This window comes from Novosphingobium sp. Gsoil 351, from assembly GCF_009707465.1.
Lineage (GTDB): Bacteria > Pseudomonadota > Alphaproteobacteria > Sphingomonadales > Sphingomonadaceae > Novosphingobium.
This window is the reverse complement of sequence record NZ_CP046120.1, coordinates 2,440,287-2,464,947: the sequence shown is the minus strand read 5'-3', so window position 1 is coordinate 2,464,947 and position 24,661 is coordinate 2,440,287. Positions and strand designations below refer to the sequence as shown.

The 24,661-nt window shown below is 66.1% G+C and carries 24 protein-coding genes and 3 pseudogenes; 10 read left to right on the top strand and 17 right to left on the bottom strand.

All coding sequences use genetic code 11. The features are described from left to right. Positions 1–161 precede the first annotated feature (161 nt). The 3 genes from GKE62_RS11915 to GKE62_RS11905 all read left to right on the top strand — a co-directional run bounded on the left by GKE62_RS11915 (position 162) and on the right by GKE62_RS11905 (position 4,149). Complete coding sequence (locus tag GKE62_RS11915; RefSeq protein ID WP_154692429.1) at positions 162–1,040, top strand: DMT family transporter; 879 nt, start codon at positions 162–164, stop codon at positions 1,038–1,040. Between the two features lie 106 nt (positions 1,041–1,146). After that, the gene (acnA, locus tag GKE62_RS11910; RefSeq protein WP_154692428.1) at positions 1,147–3,819 is read left to right on the top strand and encodes an aconitate hydratase AcnA; all 2,673 of its coding nucleotides are present in this window, start codon (positions 1,147–1,149) and stop codon (positions 3,817–3,819) included. A 69-nt stretch (positions 3,820–3,888) separates the two neighbouring features. After that, complete coding sequence (locus GKE62_RS11905; protein WP_154692427.1) at positions 3,889–4,149, top strand: hypothetical protein; 261 nt, start codon at positions 3,889–3,891, stop codon at positions 4,147–4,149. A 16-nt stretch (positions 4,150–4,165) separates the two neighbouring features. Here GKE62_RS11905 and GKE62_RS11900 read toward each other — a convergent pair whose 3' ends face one another. The 12 genes from GKE62_RS11900 to GKE62_RS11845 all read right to left on the bottom strand — a co-directional run bounded on the left by GKE62_RS11900 (position 4,166) and on the right by GKE62_RS11845 (position 12,848). Beyond that, the gene (locus tag GKE62_RS11900; RefSeq protein WP_154692426.1) at positions 4,166–5,065 is read right to left on the bottom strand and encodes a PEP-CTERM sorting domain-containing protein; all 900 of its coding nucleotides are present in this window, start codon (positions 5,063–5,065) and stop codon (positions 4,166–4,168) included. A 244-nt stretch (positions 5,066–5,309) separates the two neighbouring features. Continuing rightward, positions 5,310–6,341, bottom strand: a complete 1,032-nt coding sequence (ruvB, locus tag GKE62_RS11895; RefSeq protein ID WP_154692425.1) for a Holliday junction branch migration DNA helicase RuvB — start codon at positions 6,339–6,341, stop codon at positions 5,310–5,312. After that, positions 6,338–6,634 carry a type II toxin-antitoxin system RelE/ParE family toxin gene (locus tag GKE62_RS11890; protein ID WP_154692424.1) on the bottom strand — a complete coding sequence of 99 codons (297 nt, stop codon included), beginning with the start codon at positions 6,632–6,634 and terminating at the stop codon, positions 6,338–6,340. The genes ruvB and GKE62_RS11890 overlap by 4 nt, the downstream gene beginning before the upstream one ends. Continuing rightward, complete coding sequence (locus GKE62_RS11885; RefSeq protein WP_154692423.1) at positions 6,627–6,887, bottom strand: type II toxin-antitoxin system ParD family antitoxin; 261 nt, start codon at positions 6,885–6,887, stop codon at positions 6,627–6,629. The genes GKE62_RS11890 and GKE62_RS11885 overlap by 8 nt, the downstream gene beginning before the upstream one ends. Before the next feature lie 352 nt (positions 6,888–7,239). Beyond that, complete coding sequence (ruvA, locus tag GKE62_RS11880; RefSeq protein ID WP_154693700.1) at positions 7,240–7,836, bottom strand: Holliday junction branch migration protein RuvA; 597 nt, start codon at positions 7,834–7,836, stop codon at positions 7,240–7,242. Positions 7,837–7,950: 114 nt separating this feature from the next. Continuing rightward, entirely contained in the window at positions 7,951–8,421 is a 471-nt protein-coding gene (ruvC, locus tag GKE62_RS11875) for a crossover junction endodeoxyribonuclease RuvC (RefSeq protein ID WP_154692422.1), read from the bottom strand. A 13-nt stretch (positions 8,422–8,434) separates the two neighbouring features. Next, positions 8,435–9,481 carry an acyl-CoA desaturase gene (locus GKE62_RS11870; protein ID WP_154692421.1) on the bottom strand — a complete coding sequence of 349 codons (1,047 nt, stop codon included), beginning with the start codon at positions 9,479–9,481 and terminating at the stop codon, positions 8,435–8,437. Positions 9,482–9,610: 129 nt separating this feature from the next. Further along, the gene (locus GKE62_RS11865; RefSeq protein WP_154692420.1) at positions 9,611–10,354 is read right to left on the bottom strand and encodes a YebC/PmpR family DNA-binding transcriptional regulator; all 744 of its coding nucleotides are present in this window, start codon (positions 10,352–10,354) and stop codon (positions 9,611–9,613) included. Positions 10,355–10,395: 41 nt separating this feature from the next. Beyond that, a complete protein-coding gene (locus tag GKE62_RS11860; RefSeq protein ID WP_154692419.1) occupies positions 10,396–10,740 on the bottom strand; it encodes a YbjQ family protein in 345 nt (114 codons plus the stop codon). Then, on the bottom strand, positions 10,737–12,050 hold the full coding sequence (locus GKE62_RS11855) for an amidohydrolase family protein (RefSeq protein WP_154692418.1): 1,314 nt from the start codon (positions 12,048–12,050) through the stop codon (positions 10,737–10,739). The genes GKE62_RS11860 and GKE62_RS11855 overlap by 4 nt, the downstream gene beginning before the upstream one ends. Positions 12,051–12,223: 173 nt before the next feature. Next, positions 12,224–12,460, bottom strand: a complete 237-nt coding sequence (locus GKE62_RS11850; protein ID WP_154692417.1) for a DUF2312 domain-containing protein — start codon at positions 12,458–12,460, stop codon at positions 12,224–12,226. Between the two features lie 91 nt (positions 12,461–12,551). Further along, a complete protein-coding gene (locus GKE62_RS11845) occupies positions 12,552–12,848 on the bottom strand; it encodes a DUF1244 domain-containing protein (RefSeq protein WP_154692416.1) in 297 nt (98 codons plus the stop codon). A 65-nt stretch (positions 12,849–12,913) separates the two neighbouring features. On the opposite strand from GKE62_RS11845, the gene pyk reads away from it, so the two are divergent. Continuing rightward, positions 12,914–14,389: a pyruvate kinase gene (pyk, locus tag GKE62_RS11840; protein WP_154692415.1), complete on the top strand. Its 1,476-nt coding sequence runs from the start codon at positions 12,914–12,916 to the stop codon at positions 14,387–14,389. Between the two features lie 3 nt (positions 14,390–14,392). On the opposite strand, the pseudogene GKE62_RS11835 reads toward pyk, so the two are convergent. Continuing rightward, positions 14,393–15,074, bottom strand: a pseudogene (locus tag GKE62_RS11835) (YggS family pyridoxal phosphate-dependent enzyme). Between GKE62_RS11835 and GKE62_RS11830 the strand changes: the two are divergent. Beyond that, complete coding sequence (locus GKE62_RS11830) at positions 15,058–15,612, top strand: thiamine phosphate synthase (protein WP_195908364.1); 555 nt, start codon at positions 15,058–15,060, stop codon at positions 15,610–15,612. The pseudogene GKE62_RS11835 and the gene GKE62_RS11830 overlap by 17 nt on opposite strands. Before the next feature lie 70 nt (positions 15,613–15,682). After that, a complete protein-coding gene (locus GKE62_RS11825) occupies positions 15,683–16,084 on the top strand; it encodes a PilZ domain-containing protein (RefSeq protein ID WP_154692414.1) in 402 nt (133 codons plus the stop codon). Between the two features lie 355 nt (positions 16,085–16,439). Here the strand turns inward: GKE62_RS11825 and GKE62_RS11820 are convergent, their stop codons facing one another. Further along, complete coding sequence (locus tag GKE62_RS11820; RefSeq protein ID WP_195908363.1) at positions 16,440–17,285, bottom strand: hypothetical protein; 846 nt, start codon at positions 17,283–17,285, stop codon at positions 16,440–16,442. A gap of 104 nt (positions 17,286–17,389) precedes the next feature. Next, positions 17,390–18,616 (bottom strand): S8 family serine peptidase, encoded by a 1,227-nt coding sequence (locus GKE62_RS11815; protein WP_154692413.1) that lies wholly within the window; start codon positions 18,614–18,616, stop codon positions 17,390–17,392. Between the two features lie 65 nt (positions 18,617–18,681). Here GKE62_RS11815 and GKE62_RS11810 point away from each other — a divergent pair, with 65 nt between their 5' ends. Both GKE62_RS11810 and GKE62_RS11805 read left to right on the top strand, forming a co-directional pair. Continuing rightward, positions 18,682–19,194 carry an RNA polymerase sigma factor gene (locus tag GKE62_RS11810; RefSeq protein WP_154692412.1) on the top strand — a complete coding sequence of 171 codons (513 nt, stop codon included), beginning with the start codon at positions 18,682–18,684 and terminating at the stop codon, positions 19,192–19,194. Further along, positions 19,191–19,880, top strand: coding sequence for a hypothetical protein (locus tag GKE62_RS11805; RefSeq protein WP_154692411.1), 690 nt, complete (start codon positions 19,191–19,193; stop codon positions 19,878–19,880). Before GKE62_RS11810 ends, GKE62_RS11805 begins: the two co-directional genes overlap by 4 nt. A 239-nt stretch (positions 19,881–20,119) precedes the next feature. On the opposite strand, the pseudogene GKE62_RS19775 reads toward GKE62_RS11805, so the two are convergent. Then, positions 20,120–20,335, bottom strand: a pseudogene (locus tag GKE62_RS19775) (surface lipoprotein assembly modifier); the annotation flags it as partial. A gap of 191 nt (positions 20,336–20,526) precedes the next feature. Here GKE62_RS19775 and GKE62_RS11795 point away from each other — a divergent pair. Both GKE62_RS11795 and GKE62_RS11790 read left to right on the top strand, forming a co-directional pair. Continuing rightward, positions 20,527–20,964: a hypothetical protein gene (locus tag GKE62_RS11795; protein ID WP_154692410.1), complete on the top strand. Its 438-nt coding sequence runs from the start codon at positions 20,527–20,529 to the stop codon at positions 20,962–20,964. A 582-nt stretch (positions 20,965–21,546) separates the two neighbouring features. Next, positions 21,547–22,743, top strand: a pseudogene (locus GKE62_RS11790) (IS256 family transposase). Between the two features lie 601 nt (positions 22,744–23,344). On the opposite strand, the gene GKE62_RS11785 reads toward GKE62_RS11790, so the two are convergent. Beyond that, positions 23,345–24,427 (bottom strand): phosphatase PAP2 family protein, encoded by a 1,083-nt coding sequence (locus GKE62_RS11785; protein WP_154692409.1) that lies wholly within the window; start codon positions 24,425–24,427, stop codon positions 23,345–23,347. Between the last annotated feature and the right edge of the window lie 234 nt (positions 24,428–24,661).

The following is a 24,661-nucleotide window of genomic DNA, read 5'->3' as shown; positions in this document are numbered from 1 at the left end:
GCGAATCTGCCTTACGGCATCGCTTGATTCAAGGACCGCGGCTGACTGGCGGCTGAATCACCGCGGCTGTGGCGCGATGGCAACGCAAGGCCCGGCGCATTGCCAGCGAGGCAGGTTCATGGGTGGCGAGGCACTCGCCAATCCCCTACCGACCCCTGGCGATGAAACTCACCCACCCCCTCGCCCCGGTCATCGTCGCGATCGTCGCGATCGCGCTGTTGAGCGTGATGGACGGGGCGATGAAGGGCGCGAGCCTGGCGCTGGGCGCCTACTCCGCGATGCTCTGGCGGGCGCTGATGAGCAGCGCGATCACCATGCCGCTGTGGCTGGGCGCGCGCACGCCGTGGCCCAAACCCGCGGTGATGCGCGTCCACCTGTTCCGCGGGGTGATCGTCGCGGTGATGGCATTGCTGTTCTTCCACTCGCTGACCCTGCTGCCGCTGGCTCAGGCCATCGCGATCTCGTTCTTTGCGCCGCTGATCTCGCTCTATCTCGCCGCGGTGATGCTGGGTGAGAAAATCGCCCCTTCCGCAATTCTTGCCTCGCTGATCGGGCTGGCCGGAGTGGCGGTCATCTGCTGGCCCGAGCTGACCGTGGAGCGCACCCCGAAGCGGATCGAAGGGATCGCCGCGGTGCTCGCCTCGGCGGTGCTCTATGCCCTCAATCTCGTCTTCGCGCGGCGCCAGGCGCTGATCGCCAAGCCGCGCGAGATCGCCTTCTTCCAGAACGCGATCGGCGGCGCGGTGCTCATTTGCTTCGCGCCATGGTTCCTGCGCTCGCCATCCGGGGCGCTGACCTGGGTGGCGGTGTCCTCGCTGCTCAGCATCGGTGCCGCGCTGCTGCTCGCGTGGGCTTATGCCCGCGCCGAAGCGCAAGTGCTGGTGCCGATGGAGTATAGCGCGTTCGGCTGGGCCGCCGCGGTCGGCTGGCTGGCATTTCACGAGCCGGTCTCGACAACCACATTGGCCGGAGTGGCGCTGATCGTCGCCGCCTGTCTGGTCGCGGCGCGAGGCACCCCGCCCGAGCCGGTCGCCGCCTGACGCAGCCACCCTTGACCTGCATACGCGAAACGCGCATCGCGGGCACGACTCTCCGGACGGGGTTGGGCGCGCCCGCCGGTACATCCAGCAGGAGGGATTTGCACACATGACTCAGGTCGGACAGGACTCGCTTGGCGCGCGCCAGACGCTCAAGGTCGGCGCAAGGGAATACGGCTACTATTCGCTGGCCAAGGCCGCGGAGGCCTATGGCGACATCAGCCGCCTGCCGTTCAGCCTGAAGGTCCTGCTCGAGAACATGCTGCGCTTCGAGGACGGCGGCTTCACCGTCTCGGCCGACGACGTCAAGGCGCTGGTCGACTGGCAGCAGAACCCGGTCACCGGCGCCGAAATCCAGTATCGCCCGGCGCGCGTGCTGCTCCAGGATTTCACCGGCGTCCCCTGCGTGGTCGATCTGGCCGCGATGCGCGATGCGATCGCCAAGCTCGGCGGCGATACCTCCAAGATCAACCCGCTGGTTCCGGTCCACCTGGTCATCGACCACTCGGTGATGGTCGACGAATTCGGCCATCCCAAGGCGTTCGAGCAGAACGTCGAGATCGAGTACGAGCGCAACGGCGAGCGCTACGACTTCCTCAAGTGGGGTTCGAAAAGCCTCGACAACTTCTACGCGGTCCCCCCCGGCACCGGCATCTGCCACCAGGTGAACCTAGAGAACATCGCCCAGGCCGTTTGGGTCTCGAAGGACCAGACCGGGCAGGACGTCGCCTATCCCGACACGTGCGTCGGCACCGACAGCCACACCACGATGATCAACGGCCTCGGCGTGCTCGGCTGGGGCGTCGGCGGGATCGAGGCCGAGGCGGCGATGCTCGGCCAGCCGGTGTCGATGCTAATCCCCGAAGTCGTCGGCTTCAAGCTCACCGGGGCGCTGTCCGAAGGCGTGACCGCGACCGATCTGGTGCTGACCTGCACCAACATGCTGCGCAAGCATGGCGTGGTGGGGCGGTTCGTCGAATACTTCGGCCCCGGTCTCGCCCACCTGACGCTCGCCGACCGCGCAACGCTGGCCAACATGGCCCCCGAATACGGCGCCACCTGCGGGTTCTTCGGGATCGACGACAAGACGCTCGACTATCTGCGCCTGACCGGGCGTGACGAGGACCAGATCGCGCTGGTTGAAGCCTATGCCAAGAAACAGGGCTTCTGGCTCGATCCGAACGGCCCCGATCCGGTGTTCACATCGACGCTCGAACTCGACATGGCCAGCGTCGTCCCCTCGCTCGCCGGGCCCAAGCGCCCGCAGGACCGGGTCGACCTGACCAAGGTCGACGACGTCTTCGCCGACGACATGCGCGACACCTACAAGAAGTCCAACCAGCGCGTCGCTGTAGAGGGCAAGGACTTCGACATCGGCGATGGCGACGTGATGATCGCGGCGATCACCAGCTGCACCAACACCTCGAACCCCGGGGTGCTTGTCGCCGCCGGGCTGGTCGCCAAGAAGGCGGACGAGCTGGGCCTCAGGCCCAAGCCATGGGTCAAGACCTCGCTCGCGCCCGGATCGCAGGTGGTCACCGACTACCTGGTGCGCGCCGGGCTGCAATCGCACCTCGACAACATCGGCTTCAACCTCGTCGGTTACGGCTGCACCACCTGCATCGGCAATTCCGGCCCGCTGGCCGAGCCGATCAGCAAGGCAATCAACGAGAACGGACTGGTCGCCGCCGCGGTGATCAGCGGCAACCGCAATTTCGAGGGCCGTGTCAGCCCCGATGTGCGCGCCAACTTCCTCGCCTCGCCGCCGCTGGTCGTCGCCTATGCGCTGAAGGGCACGGTGATCGAAGATTTCACGACCACTCCGATCGGCCAGGGCTCCGACGGCAACGACGTGTTCCTCAAGGACATCTGGCCGACCAACCTCGAAGTCGCCTCGACGATGGCGAGCTGCATGGACCGCCCGATGTTCCAGGCGCGCTATGCCGACGTCTACAAGGGCGACAGCCACTGGCAGGCGATCGACGTGACCGGCAGCGAAACCTACAAATGGCGCGCCGGATCGACCTACGTCGCCAACCCGCCGTATTTCGAGGGCATGAGCATGACCCCGGCCCCGGTCGGCGACATCGTCGGCGCCAAGCCGCTGCTGATCCTGGGCGATTCGATCACCACCGACCACATCAGCCCAGCCGGTTCGATCAAGGTCGACAGCCCCGGCGGGCAGTGGTTGATGGAGCATCAGGTCGCCAAGGCCGACTTCAATTCCTACGGCAGCCGCCGCGGCCACCACGAAGTGATGATGCGCGGCACTTTCGCCAACATTCGCATCAAGAACGAGATGGTCCCCGGGATCGAAGGCGGGATGAGCCGCTACGACGGCGTGCCGATGCCGGTGTTCGACGCGGCGATGAAGCACAAGGCCGACGGGACGCCACTGGTGGTGATCGCGGGCAAGGAATACGGCACCGGCAGCTCGCGCGACTGGGCCGCCAAGGGCACCAACCTGCTCGGCGTGCGCGCGGTGATCGTCGAAAGCTTCGAGCGCATCCACCGCTCGAACCTGGTCGGCATGGGCGTGCTCCCGCTCCAGTTCATGGGCGGCGACACGCGCGATTCACTGGGTCTGACCGGGGACGATTCGTTCACCATCCATGGTGTCGCGGGCCTGAAGCCGCGCCAGGACGTGAAAGTCGAAGTCACTCGCCCGAGCGGTGAAACCTTCACCTTCACCGCGCTGTGCCGGATCGATACCGCCAACGAGCTCGAGTATTTCCTCAACGGCGGGATCCTGCACTACGTGCTGAGGAAGCTGGCGGCATAGAGGCAAAGTTTGGGCCGTTGCGGGGCGGGCGAGACGATCGCCCGCCCCGTTTCATTTGGAAGGACGCGAATGCAGTCGCTGCTCATCGAAGCCGCCGGGTGGAGCGGCGCGGCATTGATCCTGGGTTCGTACATCCTCGTCTCGCTCGGACGGCTGGAGGGCCGCTCGCGGACGTTTCAGTGGATGAATGTGGCGGGGGCGGCGGGGTTCGTGGTGAACAGCGGCGCGCACGGGGCGATCCCCTCGACCGTGCTCAACGTGATCTGGTGCGGGGTCGGACTGGCCACGCTTTGGACCTTGCAGCGAGGCGGAGCGGCGCCGCGGGCCTGACGCTTCGCTTGGCCTCCTACTGGGCGGCCGCCCGGGCGCTCTGCATGCCATAGCGCTGGCGCGCGACCAGGGTCGCCGCGGCCGCGCCGAACAGGATCAGCATGCCCGGCTCGGGCACATCGACCGGCGGGGTCCCGCCGCTGCTGGTGATCCCGCCACTGCTCCCGGACGAGGTTGAGCTGGTCGAGCTCGAGGTGGACGAACTCGTCGAGCTGCTGGTGGAGGAAGACGTCGAGCTCGAGGTGCTCACGTTGCCCGAACTGGTCGAGACGTTGCCGGACGACGTGGACACGTTGCCCGAGCTGGTGGACGTCGAACTCGATGTGCTGACGTTGCCCGACGAAGTCGAGGTGCTCACCCCGCCGGTGGAAGTCGAGACCCCTCCGCTGGTGGTCGAGCTGGTGATCCCGCCCGACGAAGTGCTGGTCGAGCTGCCCCCCGATCCGCCTGACGACGTCGAAGTGCTGCCGCCCGAAGTGGAGGTGCTGCCGGTGCTGGTCGAGGACACGACGACACTGCCGCCACCCCCGCTGCCGCCGCCGAAAAATCCGCCGAAGAAACCGCCGCCGCCGAATCCGCCGATCGGGCCGCCGCCGATCACCGCCGGACCGCCACCGCCGCCCGAGGGCAGCGGCATCACCGGCGCGGGCAGCGGCACGGCCATCAGCGTGTCCTGCTGCGGAGCGCAGACCCGGTTGGTCTCGGTGCGGACGATCCTGCGCATCCGCTTGACGGTGCGCGGCTGGGCGCGGGCGGTCACCGCGCGCGGAACCGGCTTCTGCTTCGCCTGCTTGAGGTGCTTGACGTAGCCCTTGTCCTTGGCGCTGGGCTCGGCGACGTGCACCGCACCGCCGCCGACCATCGCGCCGGTCGCGGCAAGCGCGCTCAACTTGGCCAGGGCCATCCGAATCGACATCGTCCGTGTTCGCTTCTCGCTCGGCGATGGGGCGAATAGGCCGCGACTAAGCCGGCGAACCTGCCCCGTTGCCTGCAACTAGGGCTCAGCGGGACTGTTGTAGCAATCGCGTTAACCGTGCTGGCCGAGGGTGGAACCTTGAAAACAACGCGATTCTTCCGCCTGCGGCCCGGTATGTCCCGTTATGAAACCGAAACTGACGGGATTGCCAACGGGCCGCTCCAAAATCGGCCCGGGGAGCGCTTCATTCGGCGCCGGACGAATCGAACAGACCGGTCTGGCTGCCCGTGGGAGCACTCAGGCCGAGGTGCGCCCACGCCCGGTCGTTGAGGCAACGCCCGCGCGCGGTGCGTGCGACCAGCCCGAGCTGGATCAGGTAGGGCTCGATCACGTCCTCGATCGTGTCGCGCGGCTCGCTGAGACCCGCGGCGAGCGTCTCGACCCCCACCGGGCCACCCTTGTAGATGTCGGCGATCATCGTCAGGTAACGCCGGTCCATCGCGTCGAGGCCTAGCGCGTCGACCTCGAGCCGGGTCAGCGCGGCGTCGGCGATTTCGCGCGTCACCAGCCCGTCGCCCGCGACATGCGCGAAATCGCGCACCCGCCGCAGCAGCCGCCCGGCGACGCGCGGCGTCCCCCGCGCGCGGCGGGCGATCTCGCGCGCACCCTCTGCGTCGAGACCCTGCCCGAGCAGCGCCGCGGCGCGGGTGACCACGCGTTCGAGCTCGGGCACGGTGTAGAAGTTCAGCCGCACCGGGATCCCGAATCGGTCGCGCAGCGGGGTGGTCAGCAGGCCCTGGCGGGTGGTCGCCCCGATCAGGGTGAATGCTGGAAGGTCGATCCGCACCGATCGCGCCGAAGGCCCCTCGCCAATGATAAGATCGAGCGCGCGGTCCTCCATCGCCGGGTAGAGTACCTCCTCGACCACCGGATTGAGCCGGTGAATCTCGTCGATGAACAGCACGTCGCCTTCTTCGAGATTGGTCAGCAGCGCGGCGAGATCTCCCGCCTTGGCGATGACCGGACCGGAGGTGGCGCGGAACCCCACCCCCAGCTCGCGCGCGACGATCTGCGCGAGCGTGGTCTTGCCCAGCCCCGGCGGCCCGAAGAACAAAACATGATCCATCGCCTCGCGCCGCGACCGCGCGGATTCGATGAACACCCGCAGGTTGTCCTTGGCCGCCGCCTGTCCGACGAACTCGGCGAGCGTCTTCGGACGCAGCGCCGCGTCGGCGTCGTCGGGCTGGCGCTGGGGGGTGAGAAGGGGGTCGGTCATGACTTGAGGTGCCGTGAGACGTCGCGCGAATGGTGGAGGATACGGACGACAAAGACGCCTGATGCATCGACTTGATGAAGGATCAGGTGCTTGCGCACCGTCTTGGATCTAATTCCTTCGCCATAGTCGGGCCGTTCCGGCGCCGAGCGCGGATAGCGGGCAAGAAATGCGAGCGCCTGGATGAGGCGTCGCATATAGACTTCGGCCACGTCGGGTCCAAATTCACGCACACCGTATTCTTCGATGTCGGCCAAGTCGGATTGCGCGGCGATCGAAAAGCTTAACTCAGCCACGCGTGGCGCGGCGCTTGGCGATCAATTTTTCGATAAAGGTTCGCGGGTCGCCTTCAGCGATACCCGAAGCCAGACCCTCAGCAACTTTCTCGCGAACCCAAGCGATCTGCTCGGGGGTCTCGGCGAGCGACGCGTCCGCCATATCGCGGCGGATGAGTTCGAGAACATAATCGTCCTCGTCGGCATATCCGCCCTCGGTGACCCGCGATGCGATCCATTGGCGGATTTCGGAAGGGAAGCTGATTTCACCCATGGCGCTGGTATAGGTCTTTTACCTCAACGTTCCAAGCGGAACGCCCCATTCTTGAAGGACCCGAAGAGCCGCCTGGGTCGGAACGCCGCATTGGACTCATCGGGCGGTGTCTGTTGGAAGAGGGGCGGGGCTCGGCGTCGGCGTCGTCGGAATGCGGGGTCAGGAAGGGTCGGTCATCGTTCGATACAGACTGTGCGATGATAATCCCACTTTCCACCATGATCCAAACAGGAATCAATCTCGACCCAGTCGTGAATCCAGTATCCAATGAGGATTCCCGCCATCAGCAGAAAGGCTCCGCAAAGCGATAGAGCGACAAGGTGGCGCGTACAAAATCTCCGAGACAGCTGATTCACCCTGCGGCCCTCTTCAGCGCAACCCGCACCAAGTCGTTGAGAGCCGCGTGGTCGCCGAGTTCGCTCGTCGCGGCGGCGACCGCCGTCGCTGCCACTTGGGGTTTAAAGCCGAGGTTCTGCAACGCCGACATCGCATCCGCGCTGACCGAACCCGGCGGAGCCACACTCACCGCACCCGGCGCCGTCGGCAGACCGCCCGCCTTGTCCTTCAATTCGTTGACGATCCGCCCGGCCAGCTTCGGCCCGACCCCTTGCGCCCGCGCGACCATCGCCGCGTCTCCCGCACCGCAGGCGCGCTGCAACTCCTCGGTCGAGAGCGCCGAGAGGATCGCCAGCGCGACTTTGCTGCCGACGCCCTGCACCCCCGTCAGCAAGCGGAACCAGTCGCGCTCCGCCCCGCTGGCGAAGCCGATCAGGCGCAGGTCGTTCTCGCTGACCTGGAGATCGGTGAACAGCGCCACCGTATCGCCGCGGACGCCGATAGCCGCGAGCGTCTTGGCCGAGCAGTGGACGAGGTAGCCCACGCCCGCGACGTCGATCACCGCCCAATCGGCGCCGGTATCGTCGAGCAGGCCGGTGAGCTTGGCGATCATGGGCTGGGCGGTGCCATACATCCCCCGCTCGTGTCGAGCGCAGTCGCGACACGCTGCACCATGCGCAAAGGGCGCGCGGCATCCCTCGACTGCGCTCGGGATGAGCGCGGTTTGCTAGCCGCGATGCATATGTGCATGGCAGATCGCCACCGCGAGCGCATCGGCGGCGTCCGCGCCGGCCAGCTTCACCCCCGGCAGCAGCACCTTGAGCATCGCCTGGACTTGCGCCTTTTCCGCGCCCCCGGTGCCGACCAGCGCCTTCTTGACCAGCCGCGTGGCATATTCGGCCACCGGCATCCCGGCGCGGGCGAGCGCGAGCAGACAGACGCCGCGCGCCTGGCCGAGCTTGAGCGTCGATTGGGCGTTGGTGTTGACGAAGACTTCTTCCACCGCGCCGAAATGCGGCCCGTGCGCGGCGATAGCGGCGGCAAGCCCGGCATCGATCGCCACAAGCCGGCTGGCTATCGGTTGCGCTGGATCGGTGCGTATCTGGCCATTGGCGACGTGATGCAAGCGACTGCCCTCGCGCGCGATCACCCCCCAGCCGGTGCAGCCGAGGCCCGGGTCGATACCGATGACGCGCATCTTGCAGTCCGGATCAATTCCGCCGCGGTGCTCGCCCCGAACGCCCGGAGGGCCGCTCAAAATCGGGCCACCTGACGTCCCAGATCAGCCCCAGTTTCTCCAGCCCGGCAATGACCCAGCCGGTCATGTCGATCTCCCACCAGCGCATGTGGTTGCTCGCGGCGCGGGCATGGGCGTGGTGATTGTTGTGCCAGCCTTCGCCCAGCGTCAAATATCCGAGCACCAGGTTGTTGCGCGCGGTGTCGCCCACCTCGAAGTTCCGGTAACCATGGACATGGCCGAAAGAATTGACCGCGGCGATCGCGTGGAGCGCCAGCGCCGCGCGCAGGAACCCGGCAACCAGGATCGTGCCGATAAGGGTGTTCGCCGAAACCGCCAATCCACCGCCCCAAGCCATGGCCCATAGCGTGGGTGCGACCAGAACCGAGATGACCAGCCAGAGATAGCGCGTGCGGTGCGCCCATTCGATCGCCGGATCGCCGAGCACGCCCTTGCCGTAAAGATCGGTATTGGTGACGACATCGTCGTAGGCCCAACCGAGGTGCGAATGCTTGAGCCCTGCCTTGCCCGAAAGCGGGCGGCCGTGCCCGTCGACCCAGGGACTGTGGATGTCCCCCGGCCGGTCGGACAGCGCATGGTGGCGGCGATGGTCGGCAACCCAGCGCCGCAGCGAGCCATACATGCCGAACTGCGCGAGCGCAGCCAATCCATAGCGCATCGGCCGCGAGGTCTGGAACGCCTTGTGGGTGAAATAGCGATGATAGCCTAGCGACATCGACAGGATGTTGAGAACATAGAACAGCGCGAAGCCCGACCATTCGACCCAGCCGGTCGGCTGCAGAAGCAGCCATCCAATCGCGACCAGCGCACCGCCCTGCTTGACCGCTGCGTAGAACAAGTGCTCGCGCCGGCGCGACATGGCCTCGGTCGTGCCGAACCACACCGACCGCTGCCAGCGGTCGACGAGCGGCTCCGGCCCCCCGGGCAGCGACAGCGCACTACGGCCATCCGCGCCGCTTTCGGCTTCATGGTTCGAGTACGCCGTATCCGGCGCGACCATCCCCCTCGCGCAACGTATTCATCTCGACCCCCTAGTCTGGACTGGGGGACGATCTACACCATTCGTCAACCATGGCGAAGCCCCGATTGCGGCGACCTGCCGAGATCGGGACAGTCCGTGCCGATCGAATCAGCCCAGCTTCTCCATCACCGCGTCGGGGATTTCGTAATTTCCCCACACCGCCTGGACGTCGTCGTCATCGTCGAGCACGTCGATCAGCTTGAGCAGGGTAGTCGCGGTCGCCTCATCGACTTCGGTCGTCAGGCTGGGCTTCCACGCAAGCTTGACCGCCACCGCTTCGCCCAGGGTCTTCTCGAGTTCGCGGGCCACCGGATGTAGCGCGTCCATCGCCACCCAGATCGCGTGGCCCTCGTCGTCGCTCTCGACATCGTCGGCGCCGGCCTCGATCGCGGCTTCGAGAACGGTGTCCTCGTCGCCGGCCTTGGCGCCGTATTCGATCAGCCCGAGCCGCTCGAACCCGTGGCTGACCGCACCGCTGGCGCCCAGATTGCCGCCGTTCTTGGCGAACGCGGTGCGCACGTTGGTGGCGGTGCGGTTGCGGTTGTCAGTCAGCGCCTCGACGATCAGCGCGACCCCGCCCGGACCATAGCCTTCGTAGCGGATTTCCTCGTAGTTCTCGGCGTCGCCGCGGCTGGCCTTGTCGATCGCGCGCTGGATGTTGTCCTTGGGCACCGACTGGGCCTTGGCGGCGTTGACCGCAGCACGCAGACGCGGGTTCATGTCGGGATCTGGCATGCCCATCTTGGCCGCGACGGTAATTTCCCGGGACAGCTTGGAAAAGCTCGCCGAACGCTTCTTATCCTGCGCACCCTTGCGGTGCATGATGTTCTTGAATTTGGAATGGCCTGCCATTGGTCCGGTCTTGAGCTGGAATTGCGGTGCCGCGCCCTAGCCTAGCCGGACCGTCCGGGCAATTCCTGGCGCAGCCTGACCGCGGTGCCGTTGATAGAGATCATCAGCATCGATCCACGCTTGCCCAGCACCTGATAGTCCAGATCGCACCCCACCAGCGCGTCGCCGCCGAGCTGTCGCCCCTTGTCGACCATTTCGAGGATCGCCTCGCGCCGTCCACGTTCGAGCACCTGTTCGTAGGCGCCCGAGCGGCCGCCGAACACATCGCGGATCGAGGCGAACATGTCGCGGAAGATGTTGGCGCCCAGGATCACCTCGCCGGTGACGATGCCGAGATACTCGACGATCTCGCGGCCTTCGACGGTGTGGGTGGTGGTAACGATCACTGAGCCTCGCCCTCCTGCTTGATGACCTTACCGCCCTTCATGACGAAATCGACATCCTCCAGTTCGCGCACATCGGCCAGCGGGTCGCCATCGACCGCGATGATGTCGGCGGGGAGGCCCGGCGCGATGCGGCCGAGGCCCGGCCGGTCGAGCGCCTCGGCGGCACCGACCGTCGCCGCCTTGATCGCCTGCGCCGGGGTCATCCCGGCCTCGACCATCAGCGCGAATTCCTGCGCGTTGTCGCCATGCTTGCTGACCCCGGTGTCGGTCCCGAACGCAACCTTAACCCCGGCGGCGATCGCCCGGCGGTGGCTTTCCATCGCCGCGGCGGCGGCTTGCTCGGCTTTGGGAATGGTGGCGGGGGGCAGCATCCCGCCCCGCGCCTGAGCCAGCGCTGCGCGCGGCGCGAGCATCGTCGGGACGAGCCAGGTGCCGTGCGCTTTCATGAGTTTGATCGTCGCGTCGTCGAGGAAAGTGCCGTGTTCGATCGTATCGACTCCGGCCTCCACCGCGGCGCGGGTGCCTTCGGCGGCGTGGCTGTGCGCGGCGGTCTTGCGCCCCAGCGCGTGCGCGGTCTCGACGATCGCCTTCATTTCGTCGGGCTGCATCGCCCGGCCGAGCCCGCCCGAGACATTCGAAAGCACCCCGCCGGTGGCCATGAACTTGATCACTTGCGCGCCCAACCCGACCTGGCGGCGCACCGCGCGGCGGCAATCGTCCGGGCCGTTGCAGGTGTTCTCGACACTTTCGGCGACCGCGTGCGCGAACGGTTCAGCCAGACCATTGAGCGGATCGCCGTGCCCGCCGGTGACCGAGATCGGCTCGCCCGCGTTGACGACGGTCGGCCCTGTGACGTCGCCCCGGTCGATCGCGTCGCGCAGGGCGCGAATCCCGCGCGCCGATCCGCCGAGATCGCGCACCGTAGTGAACCCCGCCTCCAGCGTGCGCCGGGCGTTGCCCGCGCCGATGAACACCGCGTCCTCTGGCTCGGTATTGAGCCGCGTCAGGCGCGCCTGCAGCGGATCGCCGCCGATCCCGAGGAGGTGGACGTGCATGTCGATCAGCCCCGGCAACACCGTGGCGCGCGACAGATCCACCAGCTTCGCCCCGTCCTCGGCGGGAACCAACCCGGCGCGGATTTCGGCGACCTTGCCTTCGCGCACGACGATCGTCGAGGGCCCGCGCGGGGCTTCCCCGGGACGATCGAGCAGATGCCCTGCATGGATATAGGTGACCTCCGGGGCTTGCGCCGCCGCTGGTGCGGCGAGTGCGGTGGAGGCGAGAACGGCTGCGGCGACCCAGTACTTCATCGATTTCTCCCTGTCTTGGAGACCCGTCTGAAGCAAAACGAGGCCGCCTCCAACCCCGCTCATGTCGCGCGCAGTCGAGACAGCCCGCACAATGAGTCGGCTACGCTCGACGTGAGCGGGAAGTGAGTTTGTCCGATTATCAGCGGTATACGACAGCGGATGGGTTTTGGCGCTCAGCCCAGCCCCAGCGCCGCCTTATAAAGATCGAGGATGGCTTCCATCTCGGCGCGATCGTCGGGCTTCATCTTTCGCAGACGGACGACCTGGCGCATGATCTTGCTGTCGTAACCCACCGCCTTGGCTTCCGCGTACACATCGCGAATGTCGTCGGCGATGCCCTTCTTTTCTTCCTCGAGACGTTCGACGCGCTCAATCAGCAGGCGCAGGCGGTCGTCGGTGGCAGTGGCCATGGGGGTACTCCAGGGATGGGGGTGAACGGGCTGGCGCGGCCTTAGCCACGCGCTTGCGATTCGGGGAAGCGCGGGCCTGTGGAAATGTCGGCTAGCCGTTCTTCGCGACGCTCGCCGCCATGCGCTCCAACTGCTCGGGCGTTGCCTCGGTCTGGAATTTCGCCTTCCACTCGTCCGCCGGCATCCCGTGAATCGTCTCGCGCGCCTGCGCCTTGCCGAGCGGCGCGCCGGCTTCGACGATCCAGTCGCTGAGGCAATTGCGGCAGAATCCGGCCAGGCCCATCAAGTCGATGTTCTGCGCATCGTGGCGGTGGCGCAAGTGGCGCACCAGACGGCGAAAGGCGGCGGCGGCATGGGCGTCGTCAAGTTCGTCGAGCGGATCGGGCATGATCTGTCCTTGGGTTTGCGGGCAACATTTGCCATAGGCCGCGCGCCGCATCCAAAGGAAGTCCCTTGGCCAAGCCCGCCACTCGCCTGCCCGTGACCAACCTGCGCACGCGAAAGGTCAAGATCCTCGCCACGGTCGGCCCAGCGAGCAGCGATCCCAAGATGCTCCTCCGGCTCTACCAGGCCGGAGTCGATGCGTTTCGGGTCAACATGAGCCACGGCGACCACGCGCTCCATGCCGCGACCATCGCCGCGATCCGTGCACTCGAAAAGAACGTAGGGCGCCCGATCGCGATCCTGTGCGATTTGCAGGGGCCCAAGCTGCGCGTCGGCCAGTTCAAGGGCGGCAAGGCGTTCATCCGCCACTCTGCCCATTTCACCCTCGATCGCGATCCCGCGCCGGGCGACGACACCCGCGTCTGCTTGCCCCATCCCGAACTGTTCGCCGTCCTCAACAAGGGTCAGCGGCTGCTGATCGACGACGGCAAGCTGCGTCTGAAGGTGATCCGCGCGAACCCCGAAAGCATCCTGTGCTCGGCCGAAGTCGGCGGCGCGATATCGGACCGCAAGGGGGTCAACGTCCCCGACGCGGTCGTGCCGGTGCCCGCGCTGACCCCAAAGGACCGCGCCGACCTCGCCTTCGCGCTCGAGCAGGGCGCGGACTGGATCGCGCTGAGCTTCGTCCAGCGCCCCGAGGACGTCGCCGAGGCGCGGCGGCTGATCGGGGGCAAATCCTCGTTGATCGCCAAGATCGAGAAGCCCGCGGCGATCGCCAGCCTCGACGGCATCCTCGAGCTGGCCGACGGGGTGATGGTCGCGCGCGGCGATCTGGGGGTCGAGCTCAATCCCGAGGAAGTCCCCCCGCTGCAAAAGCGCATCGTCGAGGCGGCGCGGCGGCTGGGCAAGCCGGTGATCGTCGCCACCCAGATGCTCGAATCGATGATCGAGAGCCCCGCCCCCACCCGCGCCGAAGTCTCCGACGTCGCCAACGCGGTCTACGACGGGGCAGACGCGGTAATGCTTTCGGCCGAGACCGCGGCGGGGCAATGGCCGGTTGAGGCAGTGACGATCATGGATCGCATCGGCACCCAGGTCGAAGCCGATCCCGGCTATGCCGCACGGGTCCACTTCATCGCCACGCCTGCGGACGCCACGACCGCGGATGCGCTCGCCCAATCCGCGGCGAAGATCGCCGAGACCGTCACCACCGCGGGGATCATCGTGTTCACCAGTTCGGGGTCGACCGCCCGGCGTGTCGCGCGCGAGCGGCCGAACGTCGCCGTGCTGGTGCTCACCCCCAGCCTCAGGACCGCGCGGCGCGTCGCTTTGCTGTGGGGTGCACACGCGGTCCACACCAAGGACATCGGCAGTTTCGAGGAGATGATCGCCAAGGGCAAGCGCATGGCGCTCCGCCAGGGCTTCGGCGAAGCGGGGTCGAAACTCATCGCGCTCGCCGGGGTTCCGTTCGGAACGCCCGGCGCAACCAACCTGCTGCACGTGGTTACGCTGACGGGGGACGAACTGAAGGGCCGCGAAGGCTAACAGTCAAAGCGGCGAACGGCCCCCGCGCGCGCCGAACAACGCCGTCCCCACGCGAACATGAGTGGCACCCAGCAGAACCGCGGTCTCGAAATCGCCCGACATCCCCATGCTCAAGCCGGTGACCCCGTTGTCGGCGGCCAGCTTGGCGAGGAACGCGAAGAAAGGCGCGGGTTCGATTCCCTCGGGCGGCACACACATCAGCCCGGCTAGCGGTATGTCCGCCGCCGCGCGCCTGTGCCAACAATGTCGCCAGGCCGTCGATCGGGCACCCGCCCTTCTGCGCCTCCGCTCCAATGTTGACCTGCACGAAGCACGGCACGCGCCGTCCCGCCGCGTCCATCGCCCTGGCCAGCGCGGTCACAAGGCTGAGCCGGTCGAGCGAATGGATGCAGTCGAACAGTGCCACCGCCTCGGCCGCCTTGTTCGACTGAAGCTGGCCCACGAGGTGGAGCGACGCCTCTGGGTAAGCCTCGCGCAGCGCGGGCCATTTGCGCTGCACCTCCTGGACCCGGTTCTCGCCGAAAACGCGCTGGCCCTGGGCGATCAACGCGCGGATCGCTTCGGCCGGCTGGGTTTTGCTCACGACGACCAGGGCGATCTCATCGACCTCGCGTCGCGCCACTGCGGCGGCGGCGGCGATACGCTGGCGGACATCGGCCAACGGGGACATGGCTGGTTCGAGCATCGCGTGCTGCTATAGCGACGGGGTGACCGCGCGCCACCCCGCCCTGCCCCGGCTCTGGCTGGTGACCGACGCCCGCACCGACGCCGAACTGGATGGCGCCATCGCCCGCCTGCCGCGCGGGTCTGGCGTCATCTTTCGCCATTTCCACTTGGCTGCGAAGCAACGCGCAGTCCGCTTGTCGCAAGTCCGCCGTCTGTGCCGCCGCTTCGGCCACCGGCTCGAGTTGGCAGGCGAAGGTTATGGTCCGCCCGCACCGCACCGCCGCCTGGCCTCCGCTCACGATCTGCGTGAAATCGGGCGGGCCAACCGTTACGGCGCGCACGCGGTGTTGATCTCGCCGGTGTTCGCCACGCGCTCGCACCCCGGCATGCCGGCCCTGGGCCGAGTCCGCCTCCTCCTCCTTGCCCGTCGCGCGGCCATGCCCGCGATCGCGCTAGGCGGGATGACCGCGGGGCGCTTCCGTGGATTGGGCGTTTGGGGCTGGGCAGCGATCGATGGCTTGGCCGTCCGCCAAGTTGGCGGCTTTACCCGAAGCTAACCTCCTTCGTTGCCCATCCGGTATCCACCTACGGCTCAATGGACCCTGAGGGTGCCAGAAAGGGCCAAAAATGATCTGTTCCGCAGAGCTTGAAGAGATGATCGACGTCAGAATTGGCTCGCGGGACACCGAACGGGTGCGCGTTTGGGCAGCTGTCGACGCAGTGTGCAGCGATGCTACCGTTTCCGTGCTGGTTGATGATCTTTGCCGGACGGGAGCACGGATAGAGACCCGCTTTGCTCGGTTTCAGGAAGGTCAGCTGGTGCACCTTCAGTTGCCGTTCCTCCCCCACGCCCAGCAAGGCGAAGTGGTCTGGACCGACGCCGCGTCGGTCGGGGTGCGCTTTTCGCAACCGCTCGATTTGCCGACGTTTCGGATCATCGCGAAGGCGATGCAGCTCAAGCATCGCGGCCCCGGCGAACCTGTCGATGGCGAACCCCGCGCTGGCTCACTTTGGAGACTTGCTGGGTAACGGTCCGCATACATATGCAAAATCGAGTGTGCTCGAAACTTCGACTTAGGCGGCTCGGAACACCGGGCTCGCGCATCGCGCAGATGGCGCATGGAAGGGCTTGGGCCTTCCGATAAGATGGCCCTGCGCATAGTCGCAACCGAGCTCCGCGAGCAGATCGAGTGCTTCCGCTTTGCCAGCGCGCTCCTGACTTTGGAGATCAGTGCCGGAGCTTCGGCAGGCGGCCTAAAGCCGAAAGCCTGACCGCATCTGGAAAATTAGGCGCGCCCGGGACGGCGGGAGAGGTGCCGGTCCCGGGCGCGGATCGTCGCGAAGCGACGATCGGGGGGTTAGATTAGCGGTCGAGGCCGAAACATTACTGGCCGGGATCCTCCTGACGGGCGCTTTCACGCTTGATGGCGCCTTCGCTCATCGCGGAGATCACAGCCGAGCCGCTGCCGCTGAAATTGGCCGCCGGAAGCCTCGCGGTTTCGCCATCGACCTTGACCAGCAGCGCGCGGACATGGCCCCGCGCATCGGTCAGCACCTGGCGGACCTTGCCGATCTTGTCGCCATCGGGGGCAAGCACCGGCATGCCCGGCGCCACGGCAAAACTGCCGGCTCCTTGAGCGGCGAGGCTGCCCGCGGCGGCGAGCTGGCCAGCCGCCCCCGAGAACATGCCCGATCCGGCGCCCTGCGCCGAGCCGCTGGCACCACCCATCAAACCGCCCGCAGCGTTACCGGCGCCACTGGCCATGCCGGAAGCCTGGCCACGCCCCTGTTGCGCCGCGCCGCGGACGGCGCCGACCGCGGAACCCGCGGTCGAACGAAGTGCATCGGTGCCGACCAGCTGTGCGTCGGCGCTGCCCTGGCCGCTGCCGCTCGCCGATCCCGTGGTATTGCTGGAAAGCGTGCGCGTCGGCGTGCTCACCACCTGACCGAGGTCACCGGAGACTTCGCCATTGGCGCTGCGATCAGCATGGACATGACCGCTCTTGCGGTCGACGCTGTGGCTTCCGCTGGTGGCGCCGGAGCCGCGGACGCTGCCCCGGGTGGCCGAGTCGATGGTATCCATCGGGGAGCCGAGCGGTCCGCCGATCGAGCCGCCGATCGAACCGGCGCCACCGATCATTCCGCCGATCCCGCCACCGCCGAGCAACTGGGCGTGGGCCGGAACTGCGGTCGCGACCAACGCGGCGGAAGCCAGAAGAAATGTGCGCATGATCCTAGTCCTCTCATCTCGCGGCAAGGGCCTCATTCCCTCGCTCGAAGATGAAACGGACGGGCTTCGAAGTTTAATCCAGTCCAGCTTCGATTTTTTTGCGCTCAGTGGATTCGGCGGCAAGTCTCGCACAGCAGGCCGCGGCCATAGGTCGGGTCGGCCCCTCGCGGACCGAGATCGCGCGCCTCCTGATCGAGCCGTGCCAGCGCTACCCGTTTGGGACCCCAGGCGGCCGCCAACCGCGCGGCCACGAGCGGCGTCGCGTAGGACGTCCCGCGCACCCGCACCCAGCGCCCCCTGGCGTCGCTTGCCAGGATGTCGGCGCCGGGTGCGGCATAGTCGAGGTGGCTCGCGCGGCCCGCCTCGATCAACGCGCGGTTGCGGCCATCGACCGCGGTCACCGCGATCACCCCGGGATACGAGGCGGGATAGGAGGGTGGCGCGGCGGGCCCGTCATTACCCACTGCGGCGACGACCGCCACGCCCCGGGCTTGCGCGGCGGCAACGGCCTTGGCCACGACCGGACTCGCCGGTCCGACCAGGCTGATGGTCACCACCCGGACACCTTGCGTGACCAGCCACCCCAGCGCGCGCGCGAGCGCGAGCGCATTGCCGCCCGCCGGATCGGCACCGTAGACGTCTGCGAAACGCACGTCGCGCGCCCCGCAAAGTGCAAGCAGCGAGGCGATCGCGCTGCCATGATTGCTGGCCAGTGGCGCGTTCTTGGCGAAGCCTCGCGCTTCGCCCAGCGCCGCGCCCCCGGGGGCGCCGTCGATCACGCCGATCGGTGTCGTGACGCTCGCCCCCGGCGCCGCCGCTTGCGGTTCGGCAGGAAACGCCACGCCCCCGGCCTGAAAGTGCAGCAGGTCGGCGCTAACGTTGGCCCCGGGCAGCAAACCGACAAGTCGTTTCTGGGCGCCGGAGAGCGTCTCTCGCTCTGGCACCCGCAGGCGCGCGACCGTGAATCCCAGGCCCTCGATCGGTTCATTTTCCAACACGGCAAAGCCTGCTGCCTTCGCCTTGGCGAGCTGCTCGGGGGTCGGATCGGTCAGAAGCAGCTCGCCCCGCCGCGCTGGCGCGCCCAGCACGTCGCGTTCAATCAACCCGCGGCTGCGGCGGACGAGCTCGTCGAGCCGCACGACTCTCAGCCGGGCCAACTCCCGCGCGCTCGTCACGACGGGGGCGAGGGTATCACCGACGGTGCCGGTCGCGCGCTCGACCAAGCCCGAGACCGGGGGCAGCGGCACCGCGGGCAATGCAAGCTGCGCGCTCGCCGGCGTTGCCAGCGCGAGCACCGCCGCCGCTGCTCCATTCGTCCAGTTGCGCGGCATTCCTGACCTCATCAGATATTTTCGGTAAAGCAGGGATGAAACGGGCGACTCCGTCCGTTTCATCCATGGTAGAAACGAAGGCAACCGGTCTGAGCGAAAGTTTCGAACAGGGCGTGCTGGCGCTGCTTCCGCGCCTGCGGCGATTTGCTGCGGGGCTGGCGCGCGACCGTGCCGATGCCGACGACCTCTGCCAGACGACCATCGAGCGCGCGCTGCTTTCTCGCGACAAGTGGGAGGCGGGTACACGGCTCGACAGCTGGATGTATCGGATTATGCGCAACTTGTGGATCGACGAAGCCCGCGCTCGCACCCGCCGGGCCCAGACCTTCGTGGCGGAGGACGCGGGGCTGAGCGTCGGTGGCGACGGTGGGCAAGAGGCCTCGGTGGCGCTCGGCGACATCGATCGCGCGTTGGCGACGTTGCCTGGAGAACAGCGCGAGGCGGTGTTGCTGGTGATGGTGGAGGGCTATGCCTACAAGGAAGCTGCCGAAATAGTCGGCTGTCCGGTCGGCACGCTCAATTCCCGGCTGGTGCGCGGACGCGACGCGCTTCTGGCGCAGCTCGGAGAAGCCGCATGAGCATTACACCCGAGGAACTGGCAGCCTTCGCCGATGGCGAGCTCGATGGCGGGCGCGGGGACAGGGTGGCCGCGGCAGCCGCGGCAGACCCCGCCCTCGCGGCGAAAATCGCGGCGCACCGGAAGCTCAAGGCGCGGCTGAGCGCGCATTTTGCGCCGATCCTCGACGAACCTGTTCCCGCTATGCTGACCGCGAAGCTCTCTCCGAAGGCCGAGGTGGTCGATCTTGCCGCCGCGCGTGCCGTGCGCGGGGAGCGCCGCCGCCTGCCGCGGTGGAGCTGGATCGCCGCACCGGCGCTTGCCGCCTCGCTGGCGCTGGCGCTCTTTGCTCCGCGCGGCGGCGAGCGCGCCGACTACGCATCGGGCCAGCTCGCCAGCGCGCTTGACAATCAGCTCGTCGCGACGGCGCCGAGCGACGCACCAACGCGCATCCTGCTGTCGTTCCGAGACGATGCAGGAGCCTATTGCCGAGCTTTCTCGGCGGCGCGCCAATCCGGAATCGCCTGCCGCGATACGCAGGGCTGGAAGCTTCGCGAACTGCGCGCGGGCCAGGCCGCCCAGTCCCAGGAATATCGGCAGGCCGGAAGCAGCGACGCCGGCTTGCTGGAAGCGGCTCAGGCGATGGCGGCCGGCCCGGCATTCGATGCGGCGCAGGAACTGGAAGCCAGAGAACGCGGTTGGCGATAGCGTGCCGACGCTTTTTCCAGCCCGTTTGCGATAGCGGCAGCCCAAAGCGCACAGCGCGAAATCAGCCCGAGGCCCGCCGCCGATGAGCGGTCACGCCGCCACTCGTACTCCGGCGACGTATCGAAGTAGAGCGCGCGCCGGGCAGATTGCCAATTTGGACAAGGCAATTCGATTCAGCAAATGCGTGATGCGCTTCTGAACGACAAGGAGCGGTGGTGCTCAACGCTTCAAAATCAGGATCAAAACGCCTTCGTTACCCCGAATTCCGCGCGTTTTCTCGCCTGGTCGTAAAGCGCAATGGAGGAAGCGGTGCGGGAGTAGATGAGCTTGATCGAGGGTGCAAAGCCGGCCACCGACCAGTTGCGCTTGGACAGGCCCGCGCTGGCCTGGAGGGAAAAATCGCGGCCGGTCGTTCCAAACAGGCCAAGCGTCGCGTATCGAGCACGAAGCTGGCGACCCTCAGCTTGTCGCCTTGCTTCTGGACGCTGCCTTTGACGATGTAGTCAACGGCGATTTGACCGGGCGCGAGTTCGGCTCTGCTTCTGTGGCACGGCGACTGCCGCGGAGCTTTTCGGGGGTCCGATCATTTTATCCTTACATCCTGAGGGTGGCCAAGCTTCTGGCTCGCTCAAACGAGGAGGCTAACGTGCTCAAAAATTTGATCATCGGTCTGGTGGCGGCGAGCGCTATCATTGCGCAACCTGCACTCGGGCAATACTATCCAGACAGCAGGTCTGGTCGAACCGGCGACAAGATTGCGCGGACGATCGACGAGGCGGCGCGCGCGCTGGGCACCGTTACCGACGCCTTCGATCGAAGCTTGTACGAAGTGCGCTATCGCGGCGCGGAGCGCTTCGCGATCGATGCTTGTCGCCCCCAGGTCGAGCGTTACGGCCGGATGCGGATCGACGACGTTCGCCCCTACAAGCGGAGCAGTTTCCGGGTCTACGGGATTACCGAGGGCTATCGCGATGCCTACGGCGATAACTATCGCTACCGCAACTTCGGACCTCGAAGCTTCAAGTGCACGGTGAGCGATCGTGGTAGCGTTAAAGTCAAGACGAAGCGACTGCGAGGCTACTAGCCAATCCCTCGTTGCAGCTCGACTTTTGAGGCAATTGTCGCCTGATCAGAGATGCACTTCGTCTAGGGGCTGGTGTTCAAGGCCGTTGCCGTGGGAGCTTGCGACGACGCAAAGTCTTGACGCTGCAATCGCGGATCGATGAAGCCACGGACAAGGGCGAGCCACGCGAGGCTTTCGACTAGGAACGCACCTGTTCCAAGCCGTTCGCACGCACGCCTGGGACCGACTCCACATTTGCCGCATCCGGCCGCTCTTGGAGTTCTTGGCGGATTTGAGAATCAGAAACCCCAGAAAACTGGTGCACCCGACAGGATTCGAGCCTGTGACCTCTGCCTTCGGAGCGGAGCGGGCGATCATTTTTAGCTTTTTATATCAGATGATTAAGGATGCCGAAAACAAGTTGTCCTTATTTTGTCAATTCCGGGGGAGATCGTGTCCCGGCAGGTGGCGTAGGTCGACGGTAGCGAAGCTGGCCGGGCGCGCGCTCACCCAAAAGCGCTGTAGCGGCCGGTCAGCTTCGCGGGTGGTCGTCGGTGACTTGGGGTAAGGTTGGGTTGCCACTCAAGCTTACGGAGACAACCGATGACCGACAATACGATGGACCTGCAGGGGCTGGTTGGGAAGACTGCCGACGGCGATTTTCTGCGCGAGATGATCGGCTTTGCCGCGCAACGGCTGATGGAGTTGGAGGTCGGCGGCCTGACCGGCCGGGTATGGTGAGAAGAACCCCGAACGGCTCGCCCAGCGCAACGGGTACCGCGAGCGTGATTGGGAGACGCGCGCCGGCAGCGTTGAGCTGGGGATCCCCAAGCTTCGAACCGGGAGCTCCTTCCCGGGCTTCCTCGAACCGCGCCGGCTGGCCGAGAAGGCGCTGACCGCGGTGATCCAGGAGGCCTATATCCAGGGGATCTCGACGCGCTCGGTCGACGACCTGGTCAAGGCGATGGGATGAGCGGCATCTCCAAGAACCAGGTCAGCCGGCTGTGCCAGGAGATCGACGGTCGCGTGAAAGCCTTCCTCGAGCGACCACTCGAGGGCGATTGGCCGTACATCTGGATCGATGCGACTTACGTGAAGGTCCGCCAGGCGGGCCGGATTGTCTCGGTTGCGGTGATCGTCGCGGTCGGCGCCAACGCGGATGGCCGCCGTGAGGTGCTCGGCATGGGGATCGGTCCGTCCGAGGCCGAAGTGTTCTGGACCGACTTTCTTCGCGGCCTGGCGCGGCGCGGCCTGCGCGGCGTGAAGCTGGTGATCTCCGACGCGCACGAAGGCATCAAGGCCGCGGTCTCGCGCGTGTTCAGCGCCACCTGGCAGCGCTGCCGGGTGCATTTTGCCCGCAACGCGCTGGCTTATGCCGGGCGCAGCGGCCGCCGCGTGGTCTCCGCGTTCATCGCCACCGCCTATGCCCAGGACACCGCCGAGGCCCCCACCACGCAATGGCGCAAGGTCGCCGACCAGCTCAGGCCCACGGTCCCAAAGCTCGCCGTGCTCATGGACAATGCCAAGCAGGACGTGCCCGCCTACATGAGCTTCCCAGCCCAGCATCGAACCAAGTTGCACAGCACAAATCCACTCGAGCGCCTCAACGGCGAGATCAAGCGACGCACCGACGTGGTCGGCATCTTTCCTAACGAAGACGCGATCACGCGCCTCGTTGGAGCAATCCTGCTCGAGCGCAACGATGAATGGGCCGTCCCGCGATGCCGCTATCTTACACTGGAAAGTGTCTCGCAAATCAGCGATGATCCCTTTGTCAGCCTGCCAGCCATGGCAGCCTGACCAACCCGGCCCGCGCCGGAGATCGCCGTGAACGCACCGGCGAACCTACACCACGAGGTGGGGCCCGATCAGTGATTGGCAGTTTCGCGTGATATTGCCCACTGTCTGCCGATCTGGACCTACGTTCGTCGCGGAACAACACCTGGCCACGTACAATCGGCAATCGCAGCCCGCTTGCCGAATCGTTCTCACTACGTTCTCAAGTGCGGATGACCCCTGCCCGTCCCTCGCGCGCTACCGTTTCCCGTCTAGCGCTCTTGGCGATCGATACGCTCGATGCGGCAGTTCGTGAAGCAAACGGCGCGCCGGCGGATCGGACCGTCTTGCACAAGCTTGCCCTGGCCTACTTACTGGTGACCGGGGTAACTTCCCCGCCTCAAGTGTCGAGCCTATGGAGGTTGCTCGGCCACGAGGGCGATTATGCCCAGAGGAGCTGCCGTCAGTCACACGGCGGCGTTATGCTCGACGGGATGCGGAAGCGGGCCAAGGCAATCGCGGAACGGTGAGCCGCGGACAACCTGCTGCGTGGTGGACACGACAGCCCGAGCGTGGTTTGGATGTTCTACGTTGGGTGCAACTGGTAGCGCGATCGTCGCAAGCCTCAAGCTAGCGCAGTCTCGGAAGTGCGCCCACGATACCTCAACCGATCCCACCCCTGCAAAAGAGTCTCGCTCCCGTGCCAGATGATCGCTGTAGCAATCACGCCGACGAGGCCGTCGGCGAAGTAGTGGTAACCCAGGTGGACCGAGCTGAGCCAAATCAGGTTGAAAAAAAGGAAGAACCCGCGGCCAGCGAACAAGGAGACCTTGCGAATGGCCAGCCAGAAGAGAAACGACATCGACACGTGCATGGATGGCATCGCGGTTATTCCCCGCCCAAGCCCGCGGCTGCCTTCCTGATACCATTGCAGCAGGAGGTCCTGCACGGGAAGCGTGAGCACCGGGATCTGCTCGTTGGCTGCCCTCAGGTAGGCCATTTGAGCGTTGAAGGTGTCGTCACCGAGGATCGGCCCAACGAAGCAGGGCCCGACTGAGGCCAGAGCGGTCGCCAACACGCCTCCAATCAACACCCAAATCAGCACGAAGCTCAGGACGTATCGGCGCACCACTTTCGTAGCCGAAGGATGGAACACGAAGAACAGCGTCCCCATATAAATGAGCATCATCCATGCGTGATAAAGGCCCGCCGCGGCTGCCGTGACCACCGGGCTGCCAAAGACGGGATGCAGTACTTGCCAGGCGTCCTTCCCGAAGAAGAGTGCCCGATCGAACGCTATGAATGTGGCATCCCACTTGAAGTCGTTGAACAGCGGAATCATCGACTTGATTTTCGAAAAGAAGGGCATGAAGGCGATGGCAACGCCAAGCAGCGGCACTCGTGCGAGCAGAGCAGGGTCGCATGCGCGCCGGCGATATGTCTCAACAATGAAGCGGATCGGCTCTTCAGGACGATTGCGGAAGAGCAGCCAGACTGCGTCGAAGATCGCCATGGGGACGCCGGCCACCACATAGAGTCCTGCGTTCGCGGCAAAGAGGTCTAGATGGACACTGACGCCGTATGCGGCGAAGATAGTCATGCAGAGCGCAAGGAGCAGGCTCGTGACGGCATAGATTGGTACGTCGTTGAGCAACAATGCCTGGATTTCCTGCAAGTTGTTGCGGTCATTTGCTTTTATCGCCGACATTTGGCCCCCCACGTGCTGCTGGCAATACGCAGCGAATGGTTAACGGGATTTTAGCGGCCCAATAGTGACTATTCGGAGGACTGTTGCGGCTGGCCCTTGGTCCTCTTCAAGGTGAGCGGGAATCCCCAGGTCATTGACCGCAGTTATGGCGAGCAACGAATCCGAGGCCTCTTTGATCGCCCGGCTATGGTCGCTGACGGTCGAAGATGAAGCGTAAGCGGGGTCGGTAGGCCG

Coding starts and splice junctions, on each gene's coding strand:
- GKE62_RS11915 (WP_154692429.1), top strand. CDS start 162: ATGAAACTCACCCACCCCCTCGCCCCGGTCATCGTCGCGATCGTCGCG.
- acnA (WP_154692428.1), top strand. CDS start 1,147: ATGACTCAGGTCGGACAGGACTCGCTTGGCGCGCGCCAGACGCTCAAG.
- GKE62_RS11905 (WP_154692427.1), top strand. CDS start 3,889: ATGCAGTCGCTGCTCATCGAAGCCGCCGGGTGGAGCGGCGCGGCATTG.
- GKE62_RS11900 (WP_154692426.1), bottom strand. CDS start 5,065: ATGTCGATTCGGATGGCCCTGGCCAAGTTGAGCGCGCTTGCCGCGACC.
- ruvB (WP_154692425.1), bottom strand. CDS start 6,341: ATGACCGACCCCCTTCTCACCCCCCAGCGCCAGCCCGACGACGCCGAC.
- GKE62_RS11885 (WP_154692423.1), bottom strand. CDS start 6,887: ATGGGTGAAATCAGCTTCCCTTCCGAAATCCGCCAATGGATCGCATCG.
- ruvA (WP_154693700.1), bottom strand. CDS start 7,836: ATGATCGCCAAGCTCACCGGCCTGCTCGACGATACCGGCGCCGATTGG.
- ruvC (WP_154692422.1), bottom strand. CDS start 8,421: ATGCGCGTCATCGGTATCGACCCGGGCCTCGGCTGCACCGGCTGGGGG.
- GKE62_RS11870 (WP_154692421.1), bottom strand. CDS start 9,481: ATGGTCGCGCCGGATACGGCGTACTCGAACCATGAAGCCGAAAGCGGC.
- GKE62_RS11865 (WP_154692420.1), bottom strand. CDS start 10,354: ATGGCAGGCCATTCCAAATTCAAGAACATCATGCACCGCAAGGGTGCG.
- GKE62_RS11855 (WP_154692418.1), bottom strand. CDS start 12,050: ATGAAGTACTGGGTCGCCGCAGCCGTTCTCGCCTCCACCGCACTCGCC.
- GKE62_RS11850 (WP_154692417.1), bottom strand. CDS start 12,460: ATGGCCACTGCCACCGACGACCGCCTGCGCCTGCTGATTGAGCGCGTC.
- GKE62_RS11845 (WP_154692416.1), bottom strand. CDS start 12,848: ATGCCCGATCCGCTCGACGAACTTGACGACGCCCATGCCGCCGCCGCC.
- GKE62_RS11830 (WP_195908364.1), top strand. CDS start 15,058: ATGGCTGGTTCGAGCATCGCGTGCTGCTATAGCGACGGGGTGACCGCG.
- GKE62_RS11825 (WP_154692414.1), top strand. CDS start 15,683: ATGATCTGTTCCGCAGAGCTTGAAGAGATGATCGACGTCAGAATTGGC.
- GKE62_RS11820 (WP_195908363.1), bottom strand. CDS start 17,285: ATGCGCACATTTCTTCTGGCTTCCGCCGCGTTGGTCGCGACCGCAGTT.
- GKE62_RS11815 (WP_154692413.1), bottom strand. CDS start 18,616: ATGCCGCGCAACTGGACGAATGGAGCAGCGGCGGCGGTGCTCGCGCTG.
- GKE62_RS11810 (WP_154692412.1), top strand. CDS start 18,682: ATGGTAGAAACGAAGGCAACCGGTCTGAGCGAAAGTTTCGAACAGGGC.
- GKE62_RS11805 (WP_154692411.1), top strand. CDS start 19,191: ATGAGCATTACACCCGAGGAACTGGCAGCCTTCGCCGATGGCGAGCTC.
- GKE62_RS11785 (WP_154692409.1), bottom strand. CDS start 24,427: ATGTCGGCGATAAAAGCAAATGACCGCAACAACTTGCAGGAAATCCAG.